The organism is Bradyrhizobium sp. CW1, from assembly GCF_023100665.1.
GTDB classification, from domain to species: domain Bacteria; phylum Pseudomonadota; class Alphaproteobacteria; order Rhizobiales; family Xanthobacteraceae; genus Bradyrhizobium; species Bradyrhizobium canariense_D.
The window spans coordinates 8,241,221-8,264,035 of the sequence record NZ_CP064684.1; the positions used below are offsets into that span (position 1 = coordinate 8,241,221).

The 22,815-nt window shown below is 65.7% G+C and carries 25 protein-coding genes; 15 read left to right on the forward strand and 10 right to left on the reverse strand.

The genetic code is table 11. The features are described from left to right. Window positions 1-5 precede the first annotated feature (5 nt). The 3 genes from rph to hemW are packed head-to-tail and all read left to right on the forward strand — an operon-like array spanning window position 6 to window position 2,507. Window positions 6-719, forward strand: coding sequence for a ribonuclease PH (gene rph / locus IVB54_RS39305; protein WP_007598482.1), 714 nt, complete (start codon window positions 6-8; stop codon window positions 717-719). Between the two features lie 11 nt (window positions 720-730). Next, entirely contained in the window at window positions 731-1,366 is a 636-nt protein-coding gene (gene rdgB, locus IVB54_RS39310; protein ID WP_018459609.1) for an RdgB/HAM1 family non-canonical purine NTP pyrophosphatase, read from the forward strand. Then, entirely contained in the window at window positions 1,353-2,507 is a 1,155-nt protein-coding gene (hemW, locus tag IVB54_RS39315; protein WP_247777017.1) for a radical SAM family heme chaperone HemW, read from the forward strand. Before rdgB ends, hemW begins: the two co-directional genes overlap by 14 nt. Before the next feature lie 51 nt (window positions 2,508-2,558). Here hemW and IVB54_RS39320 read toward each other — a convergent pair whose 3' ends face one another. Further along, entirely contained in the window at window positions 2,559-3,749 is a 1,191-nt protein-coding gene (locus IVB54_RS39320; RefSeq protein ID WP_018459611.1) for a penicillin-binding protein activator, read from the reverse strand. Window positions 3,750-4,157: 408 nt separating this feature from the next. On the opposite strand from IVB54_RS39320, the gene rsmI reads away from it, so the two are divergent. The 7 genes from rsmI (at window position 4,158) to IVB54_RS39355 (ending at window position 11,225) form a co-directional block, all read left to right on the forward strand. Continuing rightward, on the forward strand, window positions 4,158-5,108 hold the full coding sequence (gene rsmI, locus IVB54_RS39325) for a 16S rRNA (cytidine(1402)-2'-O)-methyltransferase (protein ID WP_018459612.1): 951 nt from the start codon (window positions 4,158-4,160) through the stop codon (window positions 5,106-5,108). Continuing rightward, complete coding sequence (locus tag IVB54_RS39330; RefSeq protein ID WP_018459613.1) at window positions 5,095-5,496, forward strand: YraN family protein; 402 nt, start codon at window positions 5,095-5,097, stop codon at window positions 5,494-5,496. Before rsmI ends, IVB54_RS39330 begins: the two co-directional genes overlap by 14 nt. A gap of 10 nt (window positions 5,497-5,506) precedes the next feature. After that, on the forward strand, window positions 5,507-6,451 hold the full coding sequence (gshB, locus tag IVB54_RS39335; protein ID WP_018459614.1) for a glutathione synthase: 945 nt from the start codon (window positions 5,507-5,509) through the stop codon (window positions 6,449-6,451). 364 nt (window positions 6,452-6,815) lie between these two features. Continuing rightward, the gene (gene cpaB, locus IVB54_RS39340; RefSeq protein ID WP_018459615.1) at window positions 6,816-7,619 is read left to right on the forward strand and encodes a Flp pilus assembly protein CpaB; all 804 of its coding nucleotides are present in this window, start codon (window positions 6,816-6,818) and stop codon (window positions 7,617-7,619) included. A 10-nt stretch (window positions 7,620-7,629) separates the two neighbouring features. Then, the gene (locus IVB54_RS39345) at window positions 7,630-9,147 is read left to right on the forward strand and encodes a type II and III secretion system protein family protein (protein ID WP_247777571.1); all 1,518 of its coding nucleotides are present in this window, start codon (window positions 7,630-7,632) and stop codon (window positions 9,145-9,147) included. Window positions 9,148-9,204: 57 nt separating this feature from the next. Next, window positions 9,205-9,939 (forward strand): pilus assembly protein CpaD, encoded by a 735-nt coding sequence (locus IVB54_RS39350; protein WP_018459617.1) that lies wholly within the window; start codon window positions 9,205-9,207, stop codon window positions 9,937-9,939. Then, on the forward strand, window positions 9,936-11,225 hold the full coding sequence (locus IVB54_RS39355; RefSeq protein WP_018459618.1) for an AAA family ATPase: 1,290 nt from the start codon (window positions 9,936-9,938) through the stop codon (window positions 11,223-11,225). The genes IVB54_RS39350 and IVB54_RS39355 overlap by 4 nt, the downstream gene beginning before the upstream one ends. 69 nt (window positions 11,226-11,294) lie before the next feature. Here IVB54_RS39355 and IVB54_RS39360 read toward each other — a convergent pair whose 3' ends face one another. Continuing rightward, window positions 11,295-12,080: a tetratricopeptide repeat protein gene (locus tag IVB54_RS39360; protein ID WP_018459619.1), complete on the reverse strand. Its 786-nt coding sequence runs from the start codon at window positions 12,078-12,080 to the stop codon at window positions 11,295-11,297. An 80-nt stretch (window positions 12,081-12,160) separates the two neighbouring features. Further along, on the reverse strand, window positions 12,161-12,406 hold the full coding sequence (locus IVB54_RS39365) for a PilZ domain-containing protein (RefSeq protein WP_007598461.1): 246 nt from the start codon (window positions 12,404-12,406) through the stop codon (window positions 12,161-12,163). A gap of 228 nt (window positions 12,407-12,634) precedes the next feature. Between IVB54_RS39365 and IVB54_RS39370 the strand changes: the two genes are divergently transcribed. The 5 genes from IVB54_RS39370 (at window position 12,635) to IVB54_RS39390 (ending at window position 18,254) form a co-directional block, all read left to right on the forward strand. After that, the gene (locus tag IVB54_RS39370; protein WP_085359551.1) at window positions 12,635-14,173 is read left to right on the forward strand and encodes a YifB family Mg chelatase-like AAA ATPase; all 1,539 of its coding nucleotides are present in this window, start codon (window positions 12,635-12,637) and stop codon (window positions 14,171-14,173) included. A gap of 55 nt (window positions 14,174-14,228) precedes the next feature. After that, a complete protein-coding gene (locus IVB54_RS39375; protein ID WP_018459621.1) occupies window positions 14,229-14,570 on the forward strand; it encodes a hypothetical protein in 342 nt (113 codons plus the stop codon). Window positions 14,571-14,689: 119 nt separating this feature from the next. Next, window positions 14,690-15,157, forward strand: a complete 468-nt coding sequence (locus IVB54_RS39380) for a hypothetical protein (protein WP_085349256.1) — start codon at window positions 14,690-14,692, stop codon at window positions 15,155-15,157. Window positions 15,158-15,297: 140 nt separating this feature from the next. Then, complete coding sequence (locus IVB54_RS39385; RefSeq protein WP_018459623.1) at window positions 15,298-17,523, forward strand: PAS domain-containing hybrid sensor histidine kinase/response regulator; 2,226 nt, start codon at window positions 15,298-15,300, stop codon at window positions 17,521-17,523. Between the two features lie 101 nt (window positions 17,524-17,624). Continuing rightward, on the forward strand, window positions 17,625-18,254 hold the full coding sequence (locus IVB54_RS39390; protein WP_018459624.1) for a histidine phosphatase family protein: 630 nt from the start codon (window positions 17,625-17,627) through the stop codon (window positions 18,252-18,254). A gap of 84 nt (window positions 18,255-18,338) precedes the next feature. On the opposite strand, the gene IVB54_RS39395 is transcribed toward IVB54_RS39390, so the two are convergent. The 7 genes from IVB54_RS39395 to IVB54_RS39425 all read right to left on the reverse strand — a co-directional run bounded on the left by IVB54_RS39395 (window position 18,339) and on the right by IVB54_RS39425 (window position 22,787). Beyond that, window positions 18,339-18,578 carry a hypothetical protein gene (locus IVB54_RS39395; RefSeq protein WP_018459625.1) on the reverse strand — a complete coding sequence of 80 codons (240 nt, stop codon included), beginning with the start codon at window positions 18,576-18,578 and terminating at the stop codon, window positions 18,339-18,341. A gap of 106 nt (window positions 18,579-18,684) precedes the next feature. Continuing rightward, window positions 18,685-19,641 (reverse strand): type I pantothenate kinase, encoded by a 957-nt coding sequence (gene coaA, locus IVB54_RS39400; protein ID WP_007598451.1) that lies wholly within the window; start codon window positions 19,639-19,641, stop codon window positions 18,685-18,687. A 20-nt stretch (window positions 19,642-19,661) separates the two neighbouring features. Then, window positions 19,662-19,988 (reverse strand): phosphoribosyl-ATP diphosphatase, encoded by a 327-nt coding sequence (locus tag IVB54_RS39405; protein ID WP_007598445.1) that lies wholly within the window; start codon window positions 19,986-19,988, stop codon window positions 19,662-19,664. Window positions 19,989-20,088: 100 nt separating this feature from the next. Next, the gene (gene hisF / locus IVB54_RS39410; protein WP_018459626.1) at window positions 20,089-20,865 is read right to left on the reverse strand and encodes an imidazole glycerol phosphate synthase subunit HisF; all 777 of its coding nucleotides are present in this window, start codon (window positions 20,863-20,865) and stop codon (window positions 20,089-20,091) included. Window positions 20,866-20,875: 10 nt separating this feature from the next. Next, complete coding sequence (gene hisA, locus IVB54_RS39415) at window positions 20,876-21,622, reverse strand: 1-(5-phosphoribosyl)-5-[(5-phosphoribosylamino)methylideneamino]imidazole-4-carboxamide isomerase (protein WP_018459627.1); 747 nt, start codon at window positions 21,620-21,622, stop codon at window positions 20,876-20,878. Then, on the reverse strand, window positions 21,610-22,260 hold the full coding sequence (gene hisH / locus IVB54_RS39420) for an imidazole glycerol phosphate synthase subunit HisH (RefSeq protein WP_018459628.1): 651 nt from the start codon (window positions 22,258-22,260) through the stop codon (window positions 21,610-21,612). Before hisH ends, hisA begins: the two co-directional genes overlap by 13 nt. Beyond that, window positions 22,257-22,787 carry a DUF2628 domain-containing protein gene (locus IVB54_RS39425; protein ID WP_018459629.1) on the reverse strand — a complete coding sequence of 177 codons (531 nt, stop codon included), beginning with the start codon at window positions 22,785-22,787 and terminating at the stop codon, window positions 22,257-22,259. Before IVB54_RS39425 ends, hisH begins: the two co-directional genes overlap by 4 nt. Between the last annotated feature and the right edge of the window lie 28 nt (window positions 22,788-22,815).

Below are 22,815 nucleotides of genomic sequence, written 5' to 3' on the forward strand. Positions count from 1 at the left end.
TTCCCATGCGGCCAAGCCGCCGTGCGCCCGACGAATTGCGCCCCGTGACGCTGGAGCGCGGCGTGGTCAAATATGCGGAAGGCTCGTGCCTGGTGAAATTCGGCGACACTCACGTGCTGGTCACCGCCACGCTGGAAGACCGCCTGCCGCCATGGCTGAAGGGCCAGGGCCGCGGCTGGGTCACCGCCGAATACGGCATGCTGCCGCGCGCGACCTCGGAACGCACCCGCCGCGAGGCCTCCGCCGGAAAGCAGAGCGGCCGCACCGTCGAAATCCAGCGCCTGATCGGCCGCTCGCTTCGCACCATCATCAATCTCGAAGCGCTCGGTGAGCGCCAGATCACGGTCGATTGCGACGTGCTCCAGGCCGACGGCGGCACCCGCACCGCCTCGATCACCGGTGCCTGGGTCGCGCTCGCCGATTGCGTCAGCTGGATGAAGGCGCGCAACATGGTCAAGGCCAATGTGTTGCGCGACAACGTCGCCGCGATCTCCTGCGGCATCTACAAGGGCACGCCCGTGCTCGACCTCGACTATGCCGAGGACTCCGAAGCCGACACCGACGCCAATTTCGTCATGACCGGCGATGGCCGCATCATCGAGGTCCAGGGCACCGCGGAACGCGAGCCATTCACGGAAGCCGAGTTCCTGGCGTTGATGGCGCTGGCGCGCAAGGGCGTCGCGCGTCTCGTGGACTTGCAGAAACTGGCGGTAGCGTAGTCAATAGCCCGATGCACCGCCGAATCACCGGAAAGCTGGTTATCGCGACCCATAATCCCGGCAAGCTCGCCGAGATGAAGGAGCTACTCGCGCCTTACGGCATCGAAGCAGTGTCGGCCGGCGAGCTCGGCCTTCCCGAGCCGGAAGAAACCGGAAACGATTTCCGCAGCAATGCCGCGATCAAGGCGATCGCGGCGGCGCAGGCAACGAAGCTGCCGTCTTTCGCCGATGATTCCGGCATCGTGGTCGACGCGCTCGACGGCGCGCCCGGCATCTACTCGGCGCGCTGGGCCGGCCCGAACAAGGATTTTGCCGCAGCGATGGCGCAGATCGAGCGTCTGTTGCAGGAGCGCGGCGCGACCACGCCGGCCAAACGCAAGGCGCACTTCGTTTCCGCGCTCTGCGTTGCATGGCCCGACGATCATCTCGAAGAGGTCGAGGGGCGCGTCGACGGCACGCTGGTGTGGCCGCCGCGCGGCACCGCCGGCTTCGGCTACGACCCGATGTTTTTGCCCGACGGCCATAGCCGCACCTTCGGCGAGATGGAGAGCATCGAGAAGCACGGCCTGCCGCCGCTCGGTCTCGGCCTGTCGCATCGTGCCCGCGCCTTCGTGAAACTGGCGGAGATCTGCCTTGAGCCGCGCTAAGGAAGCCTTCGGCGTCTACGTGCACTGGCCGTTCTGCCTGTCGAAGTGCCCCTATTGCGACTTCAACAGCCACGTTCGCCACGCCCCGATCAACGAGCCGCGGTTTGCGTCAGCATTCGCGCGCGAAATCGCTGCGACCGCCGAGCGCGCGCCCGGACGCGAAGTCACCTCGATCTTTCTCGGCGGCGGTACGCCCTCGCTCATGCAGCCTGCAACCGTCGGCGCTGTGCTCGACGCCATCGGCAAGCACTGGACCGTGGCGAAAGACGTCGAAGTCACGCTGGAGGCAAACCCGACCAGCGTCGAGGCTACGCGCTTCGCCGGCTATCGCGCCGCCGGCGTCAACCGCGTCTCGCTCGGCGTGCAGGCGCTCGACGATGCCTCGCTGAAAGCGCTCGGCCGCATGCACAGCGCGCGCGAGGCCCTCGATGCCGTCGCTATCGCGCGCCGCTCGTTCGATCGCTATTCGTTCGACCTGATCTACGCCCGTCCCGACCAGACGCCGGCGATGTGGGCCGATGAATTGCGTCTCGCGATCGGCGAGGCGGCCGAGCATCTGTCGCTCTATCAATTGACGATCGAAGAAGGCACGCCGTTCTTCGGCCTACATCAAGCCGGCAAGCTGAAGACGCCGGATGAAGCGGTCGCACGCGCGCTCTACGACGTCACGCAGGAGACCTGCGACAGGCTCGGCCTGCCCGCCTACGAGATTTCAAATCACGCGCGGCGCGGCGCCGAGTGCCGGCACAATCTGGTCTACTGGCGCGGCGAAGAATATGCCGGCATCGGCCCCGGCGCCCATGGCCGCCTCGACATCGACGGTATCAGGCACGCGACCGCCACCGAGAAGCGCCCCGAAGCCTGGCTGATGCGGGTCGAGACCAACGGCCACGGCGTCGTCACCGACGATCTCCTCAACAGCGAAGAGCGCGCCGACGAATTCCTGCTTATGGGATTGCGCCTCGCCGAGGGCATCGACCCCGAGCGTTACAAAGCGCTCTCCGGCCGCTCACTCGATCCCAAGCGCATCACGCTGCTGAGCGAAGAAGGTGCAATCACGGTGGATGCAACGGGACGGCTGCGCGTGACGAGCAGCGGTTTTCCGGTGCTGGACGCGGTGGTCGCGGATCTCGCGGCGTAAAGTCTCTCCATCGTCGTCCTGGCGAAAGCCAGGACGACGTCGAGGAAACAGCTACGCCCCAAAGCTCTTCGGCGAGCCCGCGACCGCAACGCCGCCGCCGGTCGTGACCTTCATCACCGCCAAGCCCCGCTCATTGGTGCCGTCGGCGCGAAAGCGGAACAGGCCGTCGATGCCGGCAAAGCCAGAGGGATTGGTGAGCACGTCCGACGAAAAGCGCGTCGTGCCCTGCGTACGCGCCAGCGCGGCCACCAGGGCGACCGCATCATAGGCAAGCGTGGCGGTGCGCACGGGCTCGGCGCCATATTTGGTGCGATAGCGGCCGGAGAAGGCGCGGAAGCCGGCCGGGTCCGGCGCGGCGTAGAGGCCGCCTTGCAAGTTGGAGCTGGCATAGACGCGCGGACTGTCCCACAGGCCGGTGCCGAGCAGCTGGATATTGCGCAGATTCGCACCCGCCGCGCTCATCGCATCGGCGACCGAGACGACGGCGTCGCCATCATCGGCGATGAACAGCGCATCGGCGCTGCCGAGCTGCTGCGCCACGGTCCGGGCCGGCGTGGCGCGATCGGCGCCGTATTTCTCGAACGCGACGATGCGCCCTCCGCGGCGCGGCACCGCCGCCTTCACCGCGGCCTCGACCACATTGCCATAGGCATTGTCGGGCACGAGCACGGCGACGGAGCGCTTCCCGATGCTGGCGGAATATTCGACGATGCGGTTGACGTCGGACTCCGGCAGGAAGCTCAGCAGATAGACACCGCGGCCGGCGATGCTGGAATCGGTCGAGAACGCCATCACCGGGATGCCGCGCGTGCGCGCGATCTGCGCCACCGCAGGCACCGACTGCGCGAATAGCGGCCCCAGGATGATCTCGGCGCCCTCATCGACCGCCTGCTGCGCACTGGCCTGCGCGCCCTGCGGGCTACCATTGTCGTCCTTGATCAGGAGCTGGATGTTGGGATTCTGGAACTCGGCCAGCGCCATCTCGGCGGCGTTGCGCATCGACTGCGCGGCAAGGCCGGCATTGCCAGATGCCGACAGCGGCAGGATCACGGCAACCTTCACCCCGCCGGTGCCGGCGGTCGTCGCCTGTTGCGGCGGGCCGGCCGGCTGGGCCGGAGGCGGGGAGGAACTGCTGAACGGATTGGAGAACTGGCTCAGGCTCTGCTGCACGCCGGCGCAGGCCGACAGCAGCGGCGCGCCGAGCAACAGACCGAGCGCGCTTCGCCGCGTCGCCCCTGACATCAGGGGCCCCTGAACGGGAGACTCCTCCGAAAAGGAGGATCTGGGATCACGTGGGCCCGTCATGACAGTTTCTCTTCCGACCGACCGTCGCCAGCCGGTCACGACATTCTTTCCACGACACCGGCCATGGATTCAGGCATATTGTCGGCAAATAGTTAACTCAAACAAAAGGATAATGCCCGCTTAACGCGGCTTCCTTTCAAGTTCTGGCTAGCTGTCTGCCGTCCGTCACCCAGCATCAAGGCGGCGTTTCCGCCGCGAATATGGCGCTGACGCTTCATTCCCTGGGGAATGTGATGCCGAATGGATCACATTCCAGTCCTGCCTCGCCCCTTGCCTCGCCCAGGCACGATCTTTTTCCGGGGACCGGTTCCCAGCCCCGGGGATCATACCTAAGTTCGTCTGATTATGCGCGCAAAGCCGTCCCCGACAAACACACCTGAGACGACGGAGGCCGCCTCGCGCGGTTTCTCCGTCGACGCCCATCGGCTTGTCGCGCCGAAGGCCGCGCCTGGCCTGCACCTGGTGGCGACCCCCATCGGCAATCTCGGTGACATCACGCTGCGGGCGCTGCAGACCCTCGCCGGGGTCGACGTCATCGCCTGCGAGGACACCCGCATCACGCGGCGTCTGACCGAGCGCTACGACATCTCTGCGCAGCTCAAGCAGTATCACGAGCACAACGCTGAAGCGGCCCGTCCGAAGATCCTGGAGCGGCTTTCGCAGGGCGGCTCGATCGCGCTGGTGTCGGATGCCGGCACGCCGTTGATCTCGGACCCCGGCTACAAGCTGGTGCGCGAGGTCTGCGCCGCCGGCCACGCGGTCTACGCGCTGCCCGGCCCGTCCTCGGTGCTGGCGGCGCTATCGGTCGCAGCGCTGCCGACCGACCGCTTCTTCTTCGAAGGCTTTCTGCCTTCGAAATCCGCCGCGCGAAAGTCGCGCGTGGCCGAGCTTGCGCGCATCGATGCGACGCTGGTGATGTTCGATTCCGGCAACCGCGTGCAGGACACGCTCGCCGAGCTCGCCGAGATCATGGGGACCCGGGAAGCCGCGATTTGCCGCGAGCTGACCAAACTGCACGAGCAGATTTCGCGCGCGACGCTGCGTGAGCTGGCGCGCGATGCCGACACGCTGGAGACGCGCGGCGAATTCGTGCTGGTGATCGCTCCGCCTGCGGCGGATGCCGAGATGCTGACATCGGATGCGCTCGACGACGTCCTGCGTGAGCAGCTTGCCGCGAACAGCGTCAAGGATGCGGTGGCGCATGCGGTCGCCCTCTCGGGCCGGCCGCGCCGCGAGGTCTATGCCCGCGCGCTTGAGCTTGCCAAAGATCTGCGGGGCGGCGATGGCGAAGACTGACGTCCCGTCGGAACCGAAAATCGCCTCGCCCGAGCGCGTCGCCGCGTTCCACACCGGCATCTCTGCGGAAAGCCGCGCTGCGGCTTATCTCATGGCCAAGGGCTACCGCATCCTCGCCAAACGTTACCGCACGCCGCATGGCGAGATCGACATCGTGGCGCGCCGCCGCAATTTGATCGCCTTCGTCGAGGTCAAGGCGCGCGCGACGCTGGACGACGCCGCCTTCGCCGTGACGCCGCGCCAGCAGCAGCGCATCATCGATGCCGCGCAAGGCTGGCTCGTCGCGCATCCCGAGCATGCGGAATTTGAAATGCGATTCGATGCCATGCTGATTGCGCCGAAACGACTTCCACGCCATGTGTTGGCGGCATTCGACGCCTCGACCTGAAAGGCAGACCATGAAACTGAACGTCGCCGTCCAGATGGACCCCATCGCCCGCATCAACATCAAGGGCGATTCCACCTTTGCGCTGCTCCTGGAGGCGCAGAAGCGCGGCCACGGCCTGTCCTATTACACGCCCGACAAGCTCTCGATGGTCGGCGAGGAAATCGTCGCTCCGGTTCAGCTGCTCACCGTGCGCGACGAGCCCGGCAATCATTTCACCCTGGGCGAACCCAGGCGCGAGGCGCTCAACAGCTTCGACGTGGTGTTGCTGCGCCAGGATCCGCCGTTCGACCTCGCCTACATCACCTCGACGCACCTTCTCGAACGCATCCATCCGAAGACACTCGTCGTCAATGACCCCGCATCGGTGCGCAACGCGCCGGAAAAGCTGTTCGTGATGAACTTCCCGCAGCTGATGCCGCCGACGCTGATCTCGCGCGATCTCGACGAGATCAACGCCTTTCGCGACAGGCATGGCGCCGTCGTCATGAAGCCGCTGCACGGCCATGGCGGCGCTGCGGTGTTCCGCGTGATGCCGCAGGACATGAATTTCGGCTCGCTGTTCGACATGTTCTCGGTGACATTCAAGGAAGCCTGGGTGATCCAGCAGTTCATCCCCGAGGTGAAGCACGGCGACAAGCGCATCATCCTGATCAACGGCGAGTTCGCGGGCGCGGTGAATCGTGTCCCGGCCGCCGACGACCTCCGCTCCAACATGGTGCGCGGCGGCGCTGCGCAGGAGACCGAGCTCACGCCGCGCGAGCGCGAGATCTGCGCTACCGTCGGCCCGGCGCTGCGCGAGCGCGGGCTGTTGTTCGTCGGCATCGACGTCATCAACGGCAACCTCACCGAGATCAACGTGACCTCGCCGACCGGCATCCGCGCCATCGCGCGGCTCGGCGGACCGGACGTTGCCGCAAAGCTCTGGGACGTGATCGAGCAAAAGCGCGCGAAGTAGCCGCCGGCCCGTAGCCCGGATGGAGCGCAGCGAAATCCGGGATGCCACATCATGTTCAGCGGCCCCGGATTGCGCTTCGCTCCATCCAGGCTACGTAATGCATGCGCGGCATCACCCCACACACCACTAACCACCCATTCACCATGACGCCGCGCGCATCATTCGAACGCAGTGGCCGCACTGCGTGAAACTACGGGGCCGGTGGCCGACCGGCTAACGCGACGTTCACCATCTGCCGAAAGACCACAGCGCGGCCGTCGATCACATTCGGCCTCGCAACACCGCTTATACTTTTGCTGCCTACTCATCGATGTCGGGGAGCCCGCCAGGTGCGGTTCGAGTGCCCCGCGTAGAGTAGAAGCGTATGAACACCGCACGCATTGTCGTTCTCGTCATCGCACTGGGCGCCGGCGGCGTCGCTGCGTATCTGGCGAGCGGCTATGACAACAAGCCCGCGCCCGTTCTCCCCGTCGCCGAGAAGCTGCCGACGGTCGAGGTCCTGGTCGCCAAGAACGACATCCAGCTCGGTCAAGCCGTGAAGCCCGAGGACCTGCAATGGCAGCTCTGGCCGGCGGCGACCGCGAGCAGCGCCTTCATCCGCCGCGACAACAGGCCCGAGGCGCAGATCCAGATTGCAGGCTCGATCGCACGCGTGCCGTTGATGCAGGGCGAGCCAATCCGCGAGCAGAAGCTGGTCAGGGCCGACGGCTCCGGCTTCATGGCCGCGATCCTGCCGTCGGGCATGCGCGCCGTCTCCACCGAGATTTCAGCCGAGACTGCCGCCGGCGGCTTCATCCTGCCGAATGACCGCGTCGACATCATGCTGACCCGCCGCCTGAAGAATCCTGACGGGGCCGCCGGTAACGACCTCATCCTATCCGAAGCGATCCTGACCAATATCCGCGTGCTCGCGATCGACCAGGCGCCGAAGGAAAAGGACGGCCAGAACGCCGTCGTCGGCAGGACCGTCACGCTCGAGCTTAAACCCGACCAGGTCGCCGCGCTATCGGCAGCGCGCCAGGGCGGCACGCTGACACTCGCGCTGCGCAGCATCGTCGATGCCAACTCGGTCGACAGCACGCCCGAGGACCAGGCGAGCAAGCGGTCCGGCGGGGTCAACGTGATCCGCTACGGCGTACAGGCGCGGCAACTGACGTCACAGAAGTGATGGGGACATGATGAACTACGGGGATGATCGGACGGGCATGCGCATTCGGGGGAATCGCGCGCGCTCGTTCTGGACGGGGACGATGCTGACCCTGGGGCTCCTCGCAGCCCCCGATGTCGTCAGCGCCGCAGATGCGCCGGTCGGCGACCAGGCGCCGATGCAGGCAGCCGATCTCGATGTTTCGCCGGTCGGGACGATCGCGCCGGCGAAGACGCGCTTCCTGTCGCTCGGCGTCGGCAAGTCCGCCGTCATCGACCTGCCGCGCGACGTCAAGGACGTGCTGGTCGCCGATCCCAAGATCGCCAATGCCGTGATCCGCTCGGCCCAACGCGCCTATATCATCGGCGGACAGGTCGGCCAGACCAACGTCGTGTTCTTCGCCGCAGACGGCCAGCAGGTCGCCGCCTACGATATCGCGGTGAAGCGCGATCTCAACGGCATGCGCACGGCGCTGCGCCAGTCGCTGCCGGGCGTGCAGATCGAAGGCGTCGGCGACAGCGTGATGCTGACAGGCTCGGTATCGAGCCCGGTCGAGGCCCAGCAGGCCGGCGACGTCGCCGCGAAACTGGTCGGCGGCTCCGAAAAGGTGGTCAATAACATCATCGTGCGCGGCCGCGACCAGGTGATGCTCAAGGTCGTCGTCGGCGAAGTGCGCCGCGATATCGTCAAGCAGTTGGGCGTCGATCTCAGCGCCAGTCTGAACGCCGGCACCGCGGTGGTGAACTTCAACAATTCCAACCCGTTCTCGGTCAGCGGCGGACCGATCGTCAGCAACAACGGATTAGGTGTCGCCGGTCTCACCAAAGGCTTCGCGACCGTCAGCGCCACGATGCGCGCGATGGAAAGTGCCGGTGTCATGCGCACGCTCGCCGAGCCGAGCCTGACCGCGATCTCCGGCGAATCCGCCACCTTCATCGCCGGCGGCGAATTCCCCATTCCCTCGGGCTATGCCTGCGATCCCGTCACCCACGTTTGCACCACCCAGATCACCTACAAGAAGTTCGGCATCTCCCTGAACTTCACCCCGGTCGTGCTGAGCGAGGGACGGATCAGCCTGCGGGTGATGACCGAGGTGTCCGAGCTGTCGAACCAAAGCGCCATCACGGTGACCCAGGCGCTGTCGTCGAGCTCGACCAACTCGATCACCATCCCCTCGATCCAGACCCGCCGCGCCGAAACGACGCTGGAAATTCCCTCGGGCGGCTCGATGGCCATGGCCGGCCTGATCCAGCAGCAGACCAAACAGGCGATCAACGGCCTGCCCGGCGTCGACCAGGTGCCGATCATCGGCGCGCTGTTCCGCAGCCAGGACTTCGTCAACAACGAAACCGAGCTGATGGTGATCGTGACGCCCTATGTGGTGCGCGCGGTGGCTCAGAAGGAGCTGTCCCGCCCCGACGACGGCTTCGCCCCGGCGTCTGACGCCCAGACGGCGCTGCTCGGTCGCATGAACCGCCTCTATGGCGTCGCGCGCCGCGTCGATCCGATCGCGGGCACGCCCGGCGATTTCGGCTTCATCATCGACTGACGACGAACGGACAGGTTGGGGAACGGGGCAAGAGACGGGGCACGAGGGGATGAAGCGATGACGAAGACCATGGCCGATCGACGTCGCGGGTTGAGCGTCGCGCTGGCACTGACGGGGCTCTCCGTCATGCTGGGCGCCTGCAACACCACCGGCGAGATCGTCACCCAGACGGTGCCGACCGACTATCGCCAGCGTCACCCGATCGCGGTCGAGGAAGCCAAGAAGTCGATCGTGATCTTCGTCGGCAAGGCTCGCGGCGGCCTCTCGGCCGCGCAGCACGCGGACGTCGCCGGCATTGCCCGGGACTGGGTGCGCGAAGGCACCGGCTCGGTCGTGGTCGACGTCCCGGTCAACGCGGCGAATTCGCGCGCGGCGGCGGCGACCTATCACGAGATCCGTTCCGTGCTCGCATCCGTCGGCGTGCCATCGCGTGCCATCGTCCAGCATCCCTATCGGCCCGAGGATCCAGGGCTGCTGCCCACCATCCGCCTGAGCTATTCCCGGATCGCCGCGGTCGCCGGCCCCTGCGGGCTGTGGCCGGAAGATATCGGCCCCTCCATCCTCGACCCCGGCTACAACGAGAACCGGCCCTATTTCAATCTGGGCTGCGCCAGCCAGCGCAACCTCGCGGCCATGATCGACAATCCGGCCGACCTGGAGCAGCCGCGGTCCGAGACGCCGGTCTATAACGCACGGCGTGACATGGCCTTCGAGCGCTATCGCAAGGGCACGCCGATCGCGAGCAGCAATCCAGACGCCGACAAGGCCAAACTCAGCGATACAGGCAGATGACACGCGTCCACGACGAAGAAGCGGACGATCCGCAGCACCCCGAGGAACACATTGCGCCGGTTCCTCGCATCTCCGTGCAAGCCTTTTGCGAGACCGCGCAGACGCTCGCCGCGGTGACCGCGGCCGGGCAGGATCGCCGTCTCGCCAAGGCGCATCTCACGGCCAAGGACGGTGGCCTCGCGGCGGCAATCGAAGTCTATGAAACGATGCCGACGCCGAACGTCATCGTGATCGAATCCGACGGCACCCGCGACATCCTCGAGGGCCTCGACGACCTCGCCGGCGTCTGCGATCCCGGCACCCGTGTGGTCGTGATCGGCAATCCCAACGACACCGCGCCCTATCGCGAGTTGGTCCGCCGCGGCGTCAACGACTATGTGGTGGGACCGGTCGAAACGCTCGACGTCGTCCGCTCGATCTGCAGCCTGTTCTCGGCGTCCGAAACCATCATCACCGGCCGCGTCATCGCGGTGGTCGGGGCCAAGGGCGGTGTCGGTGCCTCCACCGTCGCGCACAATGTGGCCTGGACCATCGCCCGCGACCTCGCGCTCGATTCCGTCGTGATCGATCTCGACCTCGCCTTCGGCACCGCGGGTCTCGACTACAACCAGGACCCGGTGCAAGGCATCGCCAATGCGGTGCTGTCGCAGGATCGGCCGGACACGGCCCTGATAGAGCGTCTGCTCTCCAAATGCACCGAGCGTCTCAGCCTGCTTGCTGCGCCCGCCACCCTTGACCGCGTCTACGATTTCGGCGCGGAGGCCTTTGACGCGGTGTTCGACACGCTGCGCATGACCACGCCCTGCATCGTGCTCGATGTTCCCCATCAATGGTCGGGCTGGACCCGTCGCGCGCTGGTCAACGCGGACGACATCGTCATCGTGGCCGAGCCCGATCTTGCGAACCTGCGCAACACCAAGAACATGCTGAACGTCTTGAAGGCGGCGCGGCCGAACGACCGGCCGCCGCTCTACTGCATCAACCAGGTCGGCATGCCCAAGCGGGCGGAGATCGAGGTCAAGGCCTTCGCCAAGACCATGGAGAGCCAGCCGATCGCGGTGATCCCGTTCGATTCGAAGCTGTTCTCGACCGCGGCCAACAACGGCCAGATGATCGCGGAGGTCTCCAAGAGCCACCGCACCACCGAGCTGTTCCAGAACATGGCGAACCGCCTCGCCGGGCGGGGCGAAGTGAAGAAGCCGAAGCGCTCGCTGCTCGGGCCGCTGCTGAAGAAGCTGAAGGGCAGGTCGGGTCGCGGGTCAGCCCCGCATCGCAAGGCATCCTGAGCAAGGCGTTCTGAGCAAGGCGTTCGGACCAAGGCTTCCTGACACGGCATCCTGACGCGCGCGAGCGAGTTACTTCTCCGCCCGCTGCTGCTTCTTCACCAGCAACTGCCGCAGCGCCGTGACCTTGGCCGCCGCCTGATCCGGCGGCAGGTCCGCCTTCACGATGGCTTCGGCCTCGGCCTGCTTTCCTTCGAGTCCCAGCACGAGCGCGAGATTGGCGCGCACGCGGAAATCGGCGGGATTGCGCTCGTGCGCCCGGCGCATCGTTTCCTCAGCCCGCGGCAGATTGTTCTGCAGCATGTAGGACAGTCCGAGATTGGACAGCACCGACGGCTCGTCCGGCACGATCTTCAGCGCGGCGGCGTAATATTGCTGCGCCTCCTCGTTGCGACCGAGCTGATCGAGCGCGGCGCCTTGCGCCGACAGGATATGCCAGTCGGGATCCTCGGGCGAATGCGCGCGGCCGAGGACGTCGAACGCCTGCTGGAAACTGCCGCTGTCGGCGAGCGCACGGCCGTAGCCGGCGAGCAGCGCCTTGTTGCTGGAATGGGCGAGCACGGCCTGCTCCAGCACCGCGAGCGCCTGCGCGCGCTGGCCGGTCTGGCGCAACGCCTTGCCGTATTCGAGCGCGACGTTGGGATCGCCAGGCTTGGCGCGATAGCGCTCGCGCAGCGCATCCATGTCCGGCTTCACGTCCGGCTTGGCCTCGGCCCTGCCAGCCGTGTCCGACTTTCCGCCGAGCGCGCCGGTGATGTCCTCGATGCCGGTTGTCTGACAGCCGCCGAGGGCCAGGATCAGAAGCGCGGAAAACAGATATCTCGCCGGAAGAGAGGCGACGGACAAACGCTTGGACATACTCTGATCACTCGGCGACTGATCAGAGATGCTTACCGATTAACGCTAAAGTCCCGTTAAGGCGGGGCGCTTCCGAAAGCTCAGTCGGTGAATTCAGCGCCGAACTCGCAGCCGATGCGCCAGCGCAGGCGGCACTGCCGGGAATAGTCGGGCGCGAAGATGATGGTGAATTGCGGCGGCACTTCCAGAAATTCCGCCACGACTTTCACGCCGCCATCCGAAATATCCGTGATCGTGCAGTCCCGCGGCAGCGAACCCGCGCCAAAATGAATCTTGGCGAGCCGCGTGCACATCCGTCGTTCGCTTCTCCGGCGATTTGCAAGCATTTGAATTGTTCACCCGTTAGACCACGGCCCATCCCGCACCCCTAGGAGTAGCGGACATTCGTTGGAATGTGCTGAGCAGAGCAGCTTGCATTCGAGGCGTAGTGTCTTCGTCGTGTTTACGATTGGTTAGGACCTTCCGGCGCCCCTCGACCCGTTCCTGTATTGTTCTTGCAAGAATTGGCCCGCTCTGCTACCCCTAATTGTGCAAAAGGGCAGGCTGGTTCGGGCATGGTTCAGCGGGTTTCTACCGTCGCCTTTGAGGGGATCGAGGCCCGCGCGGTCGACGTGCAGGTGCAGGTCGCGCCCGGTCTGCCGGCCTTCGCGATCGTCGGTCTCCCGGACAAGGCGGTGTCGGAGGCGCGCGAGCGGGTCCGCTCGGCGCTGATCGCCTCGGGGCTGGCGCTGCCGGCGCGGCGGATCACCGTCAATCTCGCGCCCGCCGATTTGCCCAAGGAGGGCAGCCATTATGACCTGCCGATCGCGCTCGGCCTGATGGGGGCGATCGGCGCGATCCCTCCGGATGCGCTGTCCGGCTTCACCGTTCTGGGCGAGCTTGGCCTCGACGGATCGATCGCGCCGGTGGCCGGTGTTCTTCCCGCCGCGATCGGCGCCAATGTGCGCGAGGAGGGGCTGATTTGTCCGGCGGCTTGCGGCTCGGAAGCGGCATGGGCGAGTCCGGACATCCAGATCATCGCCGCAAGTTCGCTGATCCAGATAGCCAACCATTTCAAGGGAACGCAGGTGCTGTCGCGGCCTGTGCCGAAGGTGCATGAAGCAGCAAGCTCGCCGCTCGACCTGCGCGACATCAAGGGCCAGGAGAGCGCCAAGCGGGCGCTGGAGATCGCGGCCGCCGGCGGCCATCACCTGCTGATGATCGGCGCGCCCGGCGCCGGCAAATCGATGCTGGCGGCACGCCTGCCCTCGATCCTGCCGCCGCTGTCACCGGGCGAGTTGCTCGAGGTCTCGATGATCGCCTCTGTTGCCGGCGAGATCGAGGGCGGCGCACTGACGGCGCGGCGGCCGTTTCGCTCGCCGCATCATTCCGCCAGCATGGCTGCGCTCACCGGCGGCGGCATGCGCGCCCGGCCCGGCGAGATCTCGCTCGCGCATCAGGGCGTGCTGTTCCTCGACGAGCTCCCCGAATTCGATCCGCGCGTGCTGGATTCGCTGCGCCAGCCGCTGGAGAACGGCGAGGTCTCGGTGTCCCGCGCCAATCACCGCGTCACCTATCCCGCACGCTTCATGCTGGTCGCGGCGATGAATCCCTGCCGCTGCGGCAATGCGTTCGAGCCCGGCTATGCCTGCAAGCGCGGCCGCATCGATCGCTGCACGGGCGACTACCAGGCCCGCATCTCGGGGCCGCTGATGGACCGCATCGATTTGCGCATCGAGGTTCCCGCGGTGACCGCGGCCGATTTGATCCTGCCGCCGCCCGCAGAGGGCTCGGCCGAAGTCGCCGCGCGCGTGGCGGCGGCGCGGGATATCCAGCTCGCCCGCTACGCGGACGCCGGCCTGCCGAAGGTTCGCACCAATGCCGAAGCGCCGGCCTCGGTGCTGGAGGAGATTGCCAAACCGGATGCGCAAGGCCAGAAGCTGCTGCGCGACGCCGCCGAGACCATGCGGCTGTCGGCGCGCGGCTATCACCGCGTGTTGCGGGTGGCGCGCACGCTGGCCGATCTCGATCATGCGGACAGGATCGGCCGGCTGCATCTCGCCGAGGCCTTGTCCTACCGCGCACTCGCGGAGGATGTGCGCCAGATCGCCTGACCGATACGCCCGCGGCATCTTCCTGACGAACAGCACGTTCCCCGAGAGTGAAGCTATGACCGACGCCAATGCCTGCACCATCAGATTTGTTCGTGCGTCCCAATACGCTGATTGGCTGAGGTCATACGAGCTGTGGGTCAACGGGACCAGCGTTGGGAAGCTTGCGCGCAACGGCGTGTTGGAGATCACGCTGCCGGCCGGCGCCTGCACGATCGAGGCGACCATTGATTGGGGCAGGAGCCAGCCGCTCGTCGTTCGCACCACTCCCGGCCAAACCGTCGAGATCGAGGTCAGGAACAGGTGGGGTGCCTGGGCGGCGCTGTGGGCGATCAGCTTCGGCAAAAACAGCTATTTGGTTCTCACTGAAGTCGAGCGAAAAACGAACAGAAGCGCCTGACCGACTGAGATCCTCATCCCCGGATACCGGCATCAACCCGGCGGTAACGAGTTTCCTTTACGCTCTGCAAACCATAAGGCCCATCAGTTCCCCGTACCGGGCCCGGCGAGTAGCGCGTCATGTTGCGTTTCAAGATCCTGGCGTCGGTTGTTCCCCTGTTGGCGGCCGCGGTGTTTGCCCGAAGCGAGATCGGATCGGTCTCGCATCCCTGCATCGCCCTCGGCGACACCTCGGTCGAGCTGACGTCGCTGTTCTGGACCGCCGGCGTGCATGTCGCCTTCACCGATGATCCCGCGCGCGCCACGGTGCGGGTTCAGATCACCGAGGATGCGGACGCGGCCGACTTCGCCGTCGTCGACGACGGCCTCGGCTCGGAATCGGAGTCCTGCCAGGCCAACCCCTCGACTCGCCTGATCTCGATTGCCGCGCAGCCCGTCGACGGCGGTCAGGTGATCTATCTCTCCACCGAGGGGCCGGCGGATTACCGTGTCTATGTGCGCTCGAAAACCTTCTCGCAGCGCGAGGCGGCGGCGCTGATCGTCGGCGCCCGCGGCGGCCACCGCCGTCTCCAGGCCGCCTCGCTTTGAGCCGCGTCGCTTTGCGCCGTTAACGCCTCGTCAACCCTGTTTGGAGGCGGTCGCAGGGCCTCAAACTGTTCGCAAGGTCGGCGGCACATCGTCGTTTACAGCGAGCGTAGCGTTTTAAGAAAACAGTCGGGTCGGTGGCGATGGGTCGGACGTTCCGGATCAAGGTGCGCATGCGCCGCTTCAGGCGACAGCACCCCCGAATCGCCTTTGCGATCCGCTCCTTCATGATCTTCTCGGCGACCTTCGGCGGCGCCTATGGGTTTGTCTCCGGCAGCCGGTCCGAGACGTCCGGCTACGATCCCAATGCATTTGCGATCGGCGTCAGCTTCCTGTTCGCGCTCGCCTGCCTCGGCCTCGCCACGCTCAGCATGCGCCTGCGCTTCGTCAACAAGCGGATGCGGGCGCTGGCTGCCCACAACGAAACGCTGATCGACCGCAATTGGGAGCTGAAGGAAGCGGAAGAACGCGCCCGCAGCCTGTTCGAACAGCAGGGCGATCTGATCGTGCTGCGCGACACAAATGGCTGCATCACCTTCGCCAACGACGCCTATTGCGCGCTTGCCGGACAGGCGCGCGGCGCGCTGGTCGGCACGCGCTTTGATTTCGCCGTGCTGGAGCAGGGCGACAGCGCCCGCGAGAGCAACGGCACGCGCATTCACGACCAGAAGATCACAACCCCGCTCGGCGCGCGCTGGATCGCCTGGCGCGAAGGCTATGTTCGCCTCGACGCCGGCCAGCCCGCCGAATTGCAGAGCGTCGGACGCGACGTCACCGACCGCACCGAGACCGAGCGCGCGCTGTCCGACGCCCGCGATCAGGCCGACGCCGCCAACCGGGCCAAATCGCGCTTCCTGGCGATGGCGTCGCACGAGATCCGCACGCCGCTGAACGGCATCATCGGTATGGGCGGGCTGCTGCTCGACACCACGCTGACGCCTGAGCAGTCGACCTACGCCAAGGCCGTGAAGACCTCCGGCGAAGCGCTGATGGCGCTGATCGAGGAGTTGCTCGACTATTCCAAGATCGAAGCCGGCAAGCTCGATCTCGAGCAGCGTCCCTTTTCGCTCTCGGCCCTGATCGAGGACATCACCGAGCTGCTCGCGCCGCGCGCGCAGGCGAAGCAGCTCGAGATCGCCGCCTATGTCGACGAGCGGCTGCCGCTCGAAGTGGTCGGCGACGCCGCGCGGCTGCGCCAGGTGCTGCTCAACCTCGCCGGCAACGCCATCAAGTTCACTGCGAGCGGCGGCGTCGCGCTGATCGTCGAGCTCGGCATCTGGCCGAACGAGATCAGTTTTCTGGTGCGCGACACCGGCATCGGCATCGCAGCCGACGCGCAACAGCGCATCTTCCGCGAATTCGAGCAGGCCGACGAACGCGTCGCCCGCACCTATGGCGGCACCGGCCTCGGTCTCGCCATCAGCGAGCGCATCGTCAAGCGCATGGGCGGCCGCATCACGCTCACGAGCGAGCCGGGCAAGGGTTCGACCTTCGAGGTCGCGATTCCGCTCGCGCCAGCGCACGCTGGCGCAGAACAGACGGCGTTCCCCGTCCCCGATCTCACCGGCAAGTCGATCCTGCTGATCGCCGACGGCATCGAGGCCTCCTTGATCGCGCGCCGGCTGGAGCGCTGGGGCGGCCAGACCTGCATGGTGACGGACGTCGCGGTGGCGGAAGCGCTGCTGCCGGAACGCTCATGGCATTCGGTCCTGATCGATCGCGCGCTCGGCGCTGCCACCGCCGACCGCCTCGGCGAAGCCGCACGCAGTCATGCGACGCAACGCCTCGTGCTGCTGACGTCCGGCTCGCGCCACGAGAAACTTTCGCCGGCCTTCACGGGCTTCCTGGTGAAGCCGCTGCGCGCGGCCTCGCTCGCCGCACGCCTCACGCTACCCCCGGAGGTCGCCTCGCCCGATCTCGCGCCGGAGCCCTCGGCCCCATCCACCGCCGCGGTACCGGCGAAAGGCCTGTCGGTTCTCGTCGCCGAGGACAACGAGATCAACGCGCTGTTGATGCGCTCGCTGCTGACGAAACTCGGCCACCGCGTCGTCATCGCGATCAATGGCGAGGCCGCGCTGGAATCCTGGCTCGGCGCGGCATCGGCCGGCACGCCCTATGATCTCGTGCTGATGGACATCCAGATGCCGCAGCTTGACGGCATCGAAACGACAAAGCGAATCCGTGCGCATGAGGCAGCTAGAGGCGGCCATCACACGCCGATCCTCGCGCTCACCGCCAATACGCTGGTGGAAGATCGCTACGCCTGCTTTGAAGCGGGCATGAACGGGTTTCTGATCAAGCCGCTCGATCGCGAGAAGCTGGAAGAGGCGCTGGCCGGACTGGCGGCGGCGCGGCAGCTCGCGGTTTGATTCGGATTTCATAGGAACCTGATCTCGGCCGGTAATCGACAATTGAAATCGACCGCGTCGCACGTCACCATCCTCTGGGGCATTTAAACAGAGGATTTCGCATGAACGTGCTTTGCCGCCTCGCTTTCGTGATCCTTCTCTGTGGTTCCACTCAAGCCGCCGCGGCCGATAGCTCGCAACTGATCGCCTCGCTCAAGCAAGGCGGCTACGTGCTGGTGTTTCGCCACACCGCTACCGACGACAGCCAAAAGGATGTCTACCCTTTCAAATTCGACGACATGAGCGCCCAGCGTCAGCTCAGTGAAAAGGGCCGGGACATGGCGCGCCAGATCGGGACGGCCATCAAGGAACTCGCGATCCCGATCGGCGACGTCTACACCAGCCGGCTGAACCGCGCGATCGAGGCCGGCAGACTGATCTCCGGCCGCGAGATCAAGCCGGTCGACGCATTGACGGACAGCAGTAACGCGAGTGCGTCGGGCATGGCAAATCCGACCGGTGCAAATGCAAAGGCGGGCCAGGCCGTGCGGCAGTTCGTCGATGCGCCGCCCAAGGCCGGCACAAACACCTTCCTGGTCACCCACAAGACCAACATCGCCGATGCCTTCGGCAAGGAGGCCGGGGACGTGCAGGAAGGTGAAGCCTTCGTCTACAAGGCCGGCGGCTCGGGTCCCGCAACCTTTGCAGGACGCATCAAGCCTGCGGATTGGATCGCGAAGGCAGGCAAGTGAGCCACCTGCCGGCGACGCACGTCAGCTTGGGTGCGGAGCAGGCCGGGAGCCCGGCATCACTGCGCGCTCCGACGGGATGAACCGTTATGCGGCATAAGCCATAAACCGCGGCGCAGACAGCTTGTCATGCGGCGCCTGGCCTCCCCTGAACATGGTGTCTACCTGGGCGGCGCGCTTGCAATGCGGACACACGAAGAGATGCGCGATGATCGGGGTCGGCTCGTCCGCGAGCAGTTCGGAGCGGAACCACTTCATCTCGATATGGCAGTCCGGGCAGGTCGGTGCTTCGAGATGCTCGGCGGCGCTTCTGAGACGATCAACCATGGGGCCCGTTTGCGTTTCCGAAAGCCATAACCAAATACCCCTCGCCGGTCTGCAACAAAAGATACTCAGCCCGAAATTTGACAAAGGGCGCCGTCCATCAAGGCTGCTACAGCCGCCTGAGCGCCACGCTCGCCACCGTGTGATCGGCGCCCTTCTTCAGGATCAGGGTCGCGCGGGGACGAGTCGGCAGGATGTTGTCCTCGAGATTTGCGAGGTTGGTGCGTTCCCAGATCGCGATCGCGGTGGCGGTGGCTTCCTCGTCCGACAACAGCGCGTAGCGATTGAAGTAGGATTTTGGATTGGTGAACGCGGTGTCGCGCAGCGACAGGAAGCGCCTGATGTACCACTGCCGCAGCGCCGCCTCGTCCGCGTCGATATAGACCGAGAAATCGAAGAAGTCGGACACCACGGGCACGGCCTTGCCGTCACGCGGCAGCTTGCCGGTCTGCAGCACGTTGACGCCCTCGACGATCAGGATGTCGGGCTGGTCGATCTCGGCCCACTGGTTCGGCACGATGTCGTAGGTCAAATGCGAATAGACCGGCGCGCGCACATGGCGGCGGCCGGCCTTGATGTCGGAGAGGAAGCTGAGCAGCAGCGGCAGGTCGTAGCTCTCCGGAAAGCCCTTCTTCTGCATGATGCCCTGCCGCTCCAGCACGGCGTTGGGATACAGAAATCCGTCGGTGGTGATCAGCTCGACCTTGGGACGCGGCGACCAGCGCGCCAGCAGCGCCTGAAGCACGCGGGCCGTGGTGGATTTTCCAACCGCGACCGAACCGGCGACGCCGATGATGTAGGGCATCTTGCGGTCGCGGATGTTGAGGAACTGGCGCTCCGCGTAATAAAGCCGCTGCATCGCATCGACATAAATCGACAGCAGGCGCGACAGCGGCAGGTAGATGTCCTCGACCTCCTGCAAATCGAGGCGGTCGTGCAGCGAGCGTAGCCGGTCGAACTCGCCCGGCTCCAGCGTCATCGGCGTGTCGTCGCGCAGTCGCGACCACTCCTCGCGCGTATAGACGCGGTACGGATTATACTGCTGCTCGGGTGCGCGGATATCCATGACGCGACTCTCCACCTCGGCTAGCTGCCGCCCTTACGCGACGCCTTTTCTTCCAACCCTGACATATTGGTCCGCTTGTCCAATGCGGCCTCGACCTCTTCCAGCTTTACGCCGCGGGCCTTGAGCAGCACAAGGAAATGATAGAGCAGGTCGGCGCCTTCGGCGATCAGATGCGCGCGATCGTTTTCGACTGCTGCGATTACGGTTTCGACTGCCTCCTCACCGAACTTTTTGGCGCAATGTTCGGCGCCCTTGTCGAGGAGCTTGCGGGTATAGGACGCCTCGCCACCCGCTGCCGCGCGGGCGTCGATGGTCTCGGCCAGATCGTGGATGGTGAAACGCGGCATACAAATACTCGGAAAACGCGCCTTGGCCGATGATTGGCCGGTTTCTGACGGGATAAGCCGGTTCCCGCCGATGATTTAGCATTTTTAGGAACGGGAGTCGTCAGGCATCGAGGCGCATGGGCAGCCCGCGCCGGGACATGTGCTCCTTGGCTTCGCGGATGGTGAATTCCCCGAAATGGAAGATCGAGGCGGCCAGCACGGCGGTGGCGTGGCCGTCGCGAATACCGTCGACGAGGTGATCGAGATTGCCGACGCCGCCCGAGGCGATCACAGGAACGGGAATGCTGTCGGCGATCGCCCGGGTCAGCGGGATGTCAAAACCCTGCCGCGTGCCGTCGCGGTCCATCGAGGTGAGCAGGATTTCACCGGCACCGAGCGAGACCACTTCCTGGGCATATTCGATGGCATCGATGCCGGTCGAGTTGCGGCCGCCATGCGTGAATATCTCCCAGCGCTCTCCGCCACCGGCGCGCTTGACCCGCTTGGCGTCGATCGCGACCACCACGCACTGCCCGCCGAATTTCTCGGCGGCTTCCTTGACGAACTCGCGCCGCGACACCGCGGCGCTGTTGATCGAGACCTTGTCCGCACCGGCGCGCAGCAGGGTCTTGATGTCGTTCACCTCACGCACGCCGCCGCCGACGGTGAGGGGCATGAAGCAGGCTTCCGCGGTGCGCTGGACCACGTCCAGCATGATGCCGCGATTCTCATGGGTCGCGGTGATGTCGAGAAACGTAAGTTCGTCCGCGCCGGCGGCGTCATAGGCGATCGCCGCTTCGACGGGGTCACCGGCATCGCGCAAATCGACGAAGTTGACGCCCTTGACGACCCGGCCGTCCTTGACGTCGAGGCAGGGGATCACGCGCACCTTGAACATCGGAGGTCTCCTAGGCAGCGCCTGCGTTACGGATCAGGGCGAGGGCGGACGCAGGATCGAGCCGGCCGTCATAGAGCGCGCGGCCGGCGATCGCGCCGGCGAGTTTTTTCGCGCGCGGCGTCAGCATCGCCTTGACGTCCTCGATCGAGGCGAGGCCGCCGGAGGCGATCACGGGAATCGAGATCGCATCCGCCAGCGCAATGGTCGCATCGAGATTCAAGCCTTTGAGCAGGCCGTCGCGCGCGATGTCGGTGAAGATGATGGCGGCAACGCCGGCATCCTCGAAACGCCGTGCGATCTCCAGCACCGTCACCTGCGAGGTCTCGGCCCAGCCTTCGACCGCGACCTTGCCGCCACGTGCATCGAGCCCGACCGCGACGCGGCCGGGGAATTTCCTGGCGGCAGCCTTCACCAATTCGGGGTCGCGCACCGCGGCGGTGCCGATGATGACGCGGGTGATGCCCTTTTCGAGCCAGGCTTCGACAGTCGCGAGATCGCGAATGCCGCCACCGAGCTGCACCGGAATCGTGATCGTCTTCAGCATCGCCTCGACGGCCTGCGCGTTCACAGGCTTCCCGGCAAACGCGCCGTCGAGGTCGACGACGTGGAGATACTCAAAGCCTTGCGCGACGAAGCTCGCCGCCTGCGCAGCGGGATTGAGGTTGAACACGGTCGCGCGCGCCATGTCGCCCTGTTCGAGGCGCACGCATTGGCCGTTCTTGAGGTCGATCGCGGGAAAGAGAATCACGGTTTCCATCGCAAAAAATTCGAGATCAGGGCGAGGCCGAAGCGCTGGCTCTTCTCGGGGTGAAACTGCGTCCCGATCGCGGTGTCCTTGCCGACGATCGCGGTGACGGGCCCGCCGTAATCGGCGCGCGCGAGCACGTCCGCCTCGTTGGTGGCGTTGAGGTGGTAGGAGTGCACGAAATAAGCGTGCTGGCCCTTGGGGCCGAGCGGCAGCCTGTCCAGCACCGGATGCTCGCGCAGCACATCGAGCGTATTCCATCCCATGTGCGGGATCTTCAGCCTCTCGTCGTTCGGCGTGATCTTCTCGACGTCGCCGCCGATCCAGTTCAGCCCTTGCGTGATCACATGCTCCTTGCCGCGGGTGGCGAACAGCTGCATGCCGACGCAGATGCCGAACATCGGCCGCGCCTTGACGCGCACCGCTTCGGTGATCGCCTCGACCATGCCGTTGACGGCATCGAGCCCGCGCCGGCAATCAGCGAAGGCACCGACGCCCGGCAGTACCAGACGGTCGGCGCTGTAGGCCTGGTCTGGATCGCTGGTGACGAACACCTTTTGCGGGTTGTCCATGCCGCGCGCGGCGCGCTCGAACGCCTTGGCGGCCGAATGCAGATTGCCGGAACCGTAATCGATGATGGCGACGCTCATCTTGACCCTCCCGGTTCTGGAAACAAACCAATGATGCCACCTGCCGGCATTGGCGGCGGGTTGGAGAATTGCTGACCCGGCACGTTGCGGGTCGGCGGCGGGCCACCGCGATCGACGGCCCATTGATCGTTGACGATGCCGCGCTGCTTCTGGCTCCAGCGCTCGAAGAAGCGGCGCTCGGCGGTGTCCTCGTCGTCGGAAATCACCACGTCGAGCTGTCGCCATTTACCGCGCGAGAGCGTCCAGCGTCGCAGGCTGGAGGCCTCGAATCCCATCAGCAGCGCGACGATGATGTCGGCGAAAAAGATCGACGAACGGCCGACACCGAGGCTGGACAGCCCGACGTTGAAGGCGGCAACGAAGATCACCCAGCCGATCAGCGCCAGCCACAGCCGATTCCACAGCAGCCAGAGCGGTCCGAAGATCATCGCCCAGAAATGGAAGCCGTCGCGCACGAAGACGAACTTGTCGGTCGCGCGCAGATCGGATCCTGCGGGGGAGGGAGCATGAACTGTGTAGACGGACATGGCGATGCCCCGTTCCCTAGGAATTCAG

Excerpts from the sequence above, each read along its gene's own strand:
- rph (WP_007598482.1), top strand. The coding sequence starts at position 6 with ATGCGGCCAAGCCGCCGTGCGCCCGACGAATTGCGCCCCGTGACGCTG.
- rdgB (WP_018459609.1), top strand. The coding sequence starts at position 731 with ATGCACCGCCGAATCACCGGAAAGCTGGTTATCGCGACCCATAATCCC.
- IVB54_RS39320 (WP_018459611.1), bottom strand. The coding sequence starts at position 3,749 with ATGTCAGGGGCGACGCGGCGAAGCGCGCTCGGTCTGTTGCTCGGCGCG.
- rsmI (WP_018459612.1), top strand. The coding sequence starts at position 4,158 with ATGCGCGCAAAGCCGTCCCCGACAAACACACCTGAGACGACGGAGGCC.
- IVB54_RS39330 (WP_018459613.1), top strand. The coding sequence starts at position 5,095 with ATGGCGAAGACTGACGTCCCGTCGGAACCGAAAATCGCCTCGCCCGAG.
- gshB (WP_018459614.1), top strand. The coding sequence starts at position 5,507 with ATGAAACTGAACGTCGCCGTCCAGATGGACCCCATCGCCCGCATCAAC.
- cpaB (WP_018459615.1), top strand. The coding sequence starts at position 6,816 with ATGAACACCGCACGCATTGTCGTTCTCGTCATCGCACTGGGCGCCGGC.
- IVB54_RS39345 (WP_247777571.1), top strand. The coding sequence starts at position 7,630 with ATGAACTACGGGGATGATCGGACGGGCATGCGCATTCGGGGGAATCGC.
- IVB54_RS39350 (WP_018459617.1), top strand. The coding sequence starts at position 9,205 with ATGACGAAGACCATGGCCGATCGACGTCGCGGGTTGAGCGTCGCGCTG.
- IVB54_RS39355 (WP_018459618.1), top strand. The coding sequence starts at position 9,936 with ATGACACGCGTCCACGACGAAGAAGCGGACGATCCGCAGCACCCCGAG.
- IVB54_RS39360 (WP_018459619.1), bottom strand. The coding sequence starts at position 12,080 with ATGTCCAAGCGTTTGTCCGTCGCCTCTCTTCCGGCGAGATATCTGTTT.
- IVB54_RS39365 (WP_007598461.1), bottom strand. The coding sequence starts at position 12,406 with ATGCTTGCAAATCGCCGGAGAAGCGAACGACGGATGTGCACGCGGCTC.
- IVB54_RS39370 (WP_085359551.1), top strand. The coding sequence starts at position 12,635 with ATGGTTCAGCGGGTTTCTACCGTCGCCTTTGAGGGGATCGAGGCCCGC.
- IVB54_RS39375 (WP_018459621.1), top strand. The coding sequence starts at position 14,229 with ATGACCGACGCCAATGCCTGCACCATCAGATTTGTTCGTGCGTCCCAA.
- IVB54_RS39380 (WP_085349256.1), top strand. The coding sequence starts at position 14,690 with ATGTTGCGTTTCAAGATCCTGGCGTCGGTTGTTCCCCTGTTGGCGGCC.
- IVB54_RS39385 (WP_018459623.1), top strand. The coding sequence starts at position 15,298 with ATGGGTCGGACGTTCCGGATCAAGGTGCGCATGCGCCGCTTCAGGCGA.
- IVB54_RS39390 (WP_018459624.1), top strand. The coding sequence starts at position 17,625 with ATGAACGTGCTTTGCCGCCTCGCTTTCGTGATCCTTCTCTGTGGTTCC.
- IVB54_RS39395 (WP_018459625.1), bottom strand. The coding sequence starts at position 18,578 with ATGGTTGATCGTCTCAGAAGCGCCGCCGAGCATCTCGAAGCACCGACC.
- coaA (WP_007598451.1), bottom strand. The coding sequence starts at position 19,641 with ATGGATATCCGCGCACCCGAGCAGCAGTATAATCCGTACCGCGTCTAT.
- IVB54_RS39405 (WP_007598445.1), bottom strand. The coding sequence starts at position 19,988 with ATGCCGCGTTTCACCATCCACGATCTGGCCGAGACCATCGACGCCCGC.
- hisF (WP_018459626.1), bottom strand. The coding sequence starts at position 20,865 with ATGTTCAAGGTGCGCGTGATCCCCTGCCTCGACGTCAAGGACGGCCGG.
- hisA (WP_018459627.1), bottom strand. The coding sequence starts at position 21,622 with ATGGAAACCGTGATTCTCTTTCCCGCGATCGACCTCAAGAACGGCCAA.
- hisH (WP_018459628.1), bottom strand. The coding sequence starts at position 22,260 with ATGAGCGTCGCCATCATCGATTACGGTTCCGGCAATCTGCATTCGGCC.
- IVB54_RS39425 (WP_018459629.1), bottom strand. The coding sequence starts at position 22,787 with ATGTCCGTCTACACAGTTCATGCTCCCTCCCCCGCAGGATCCGATCTG.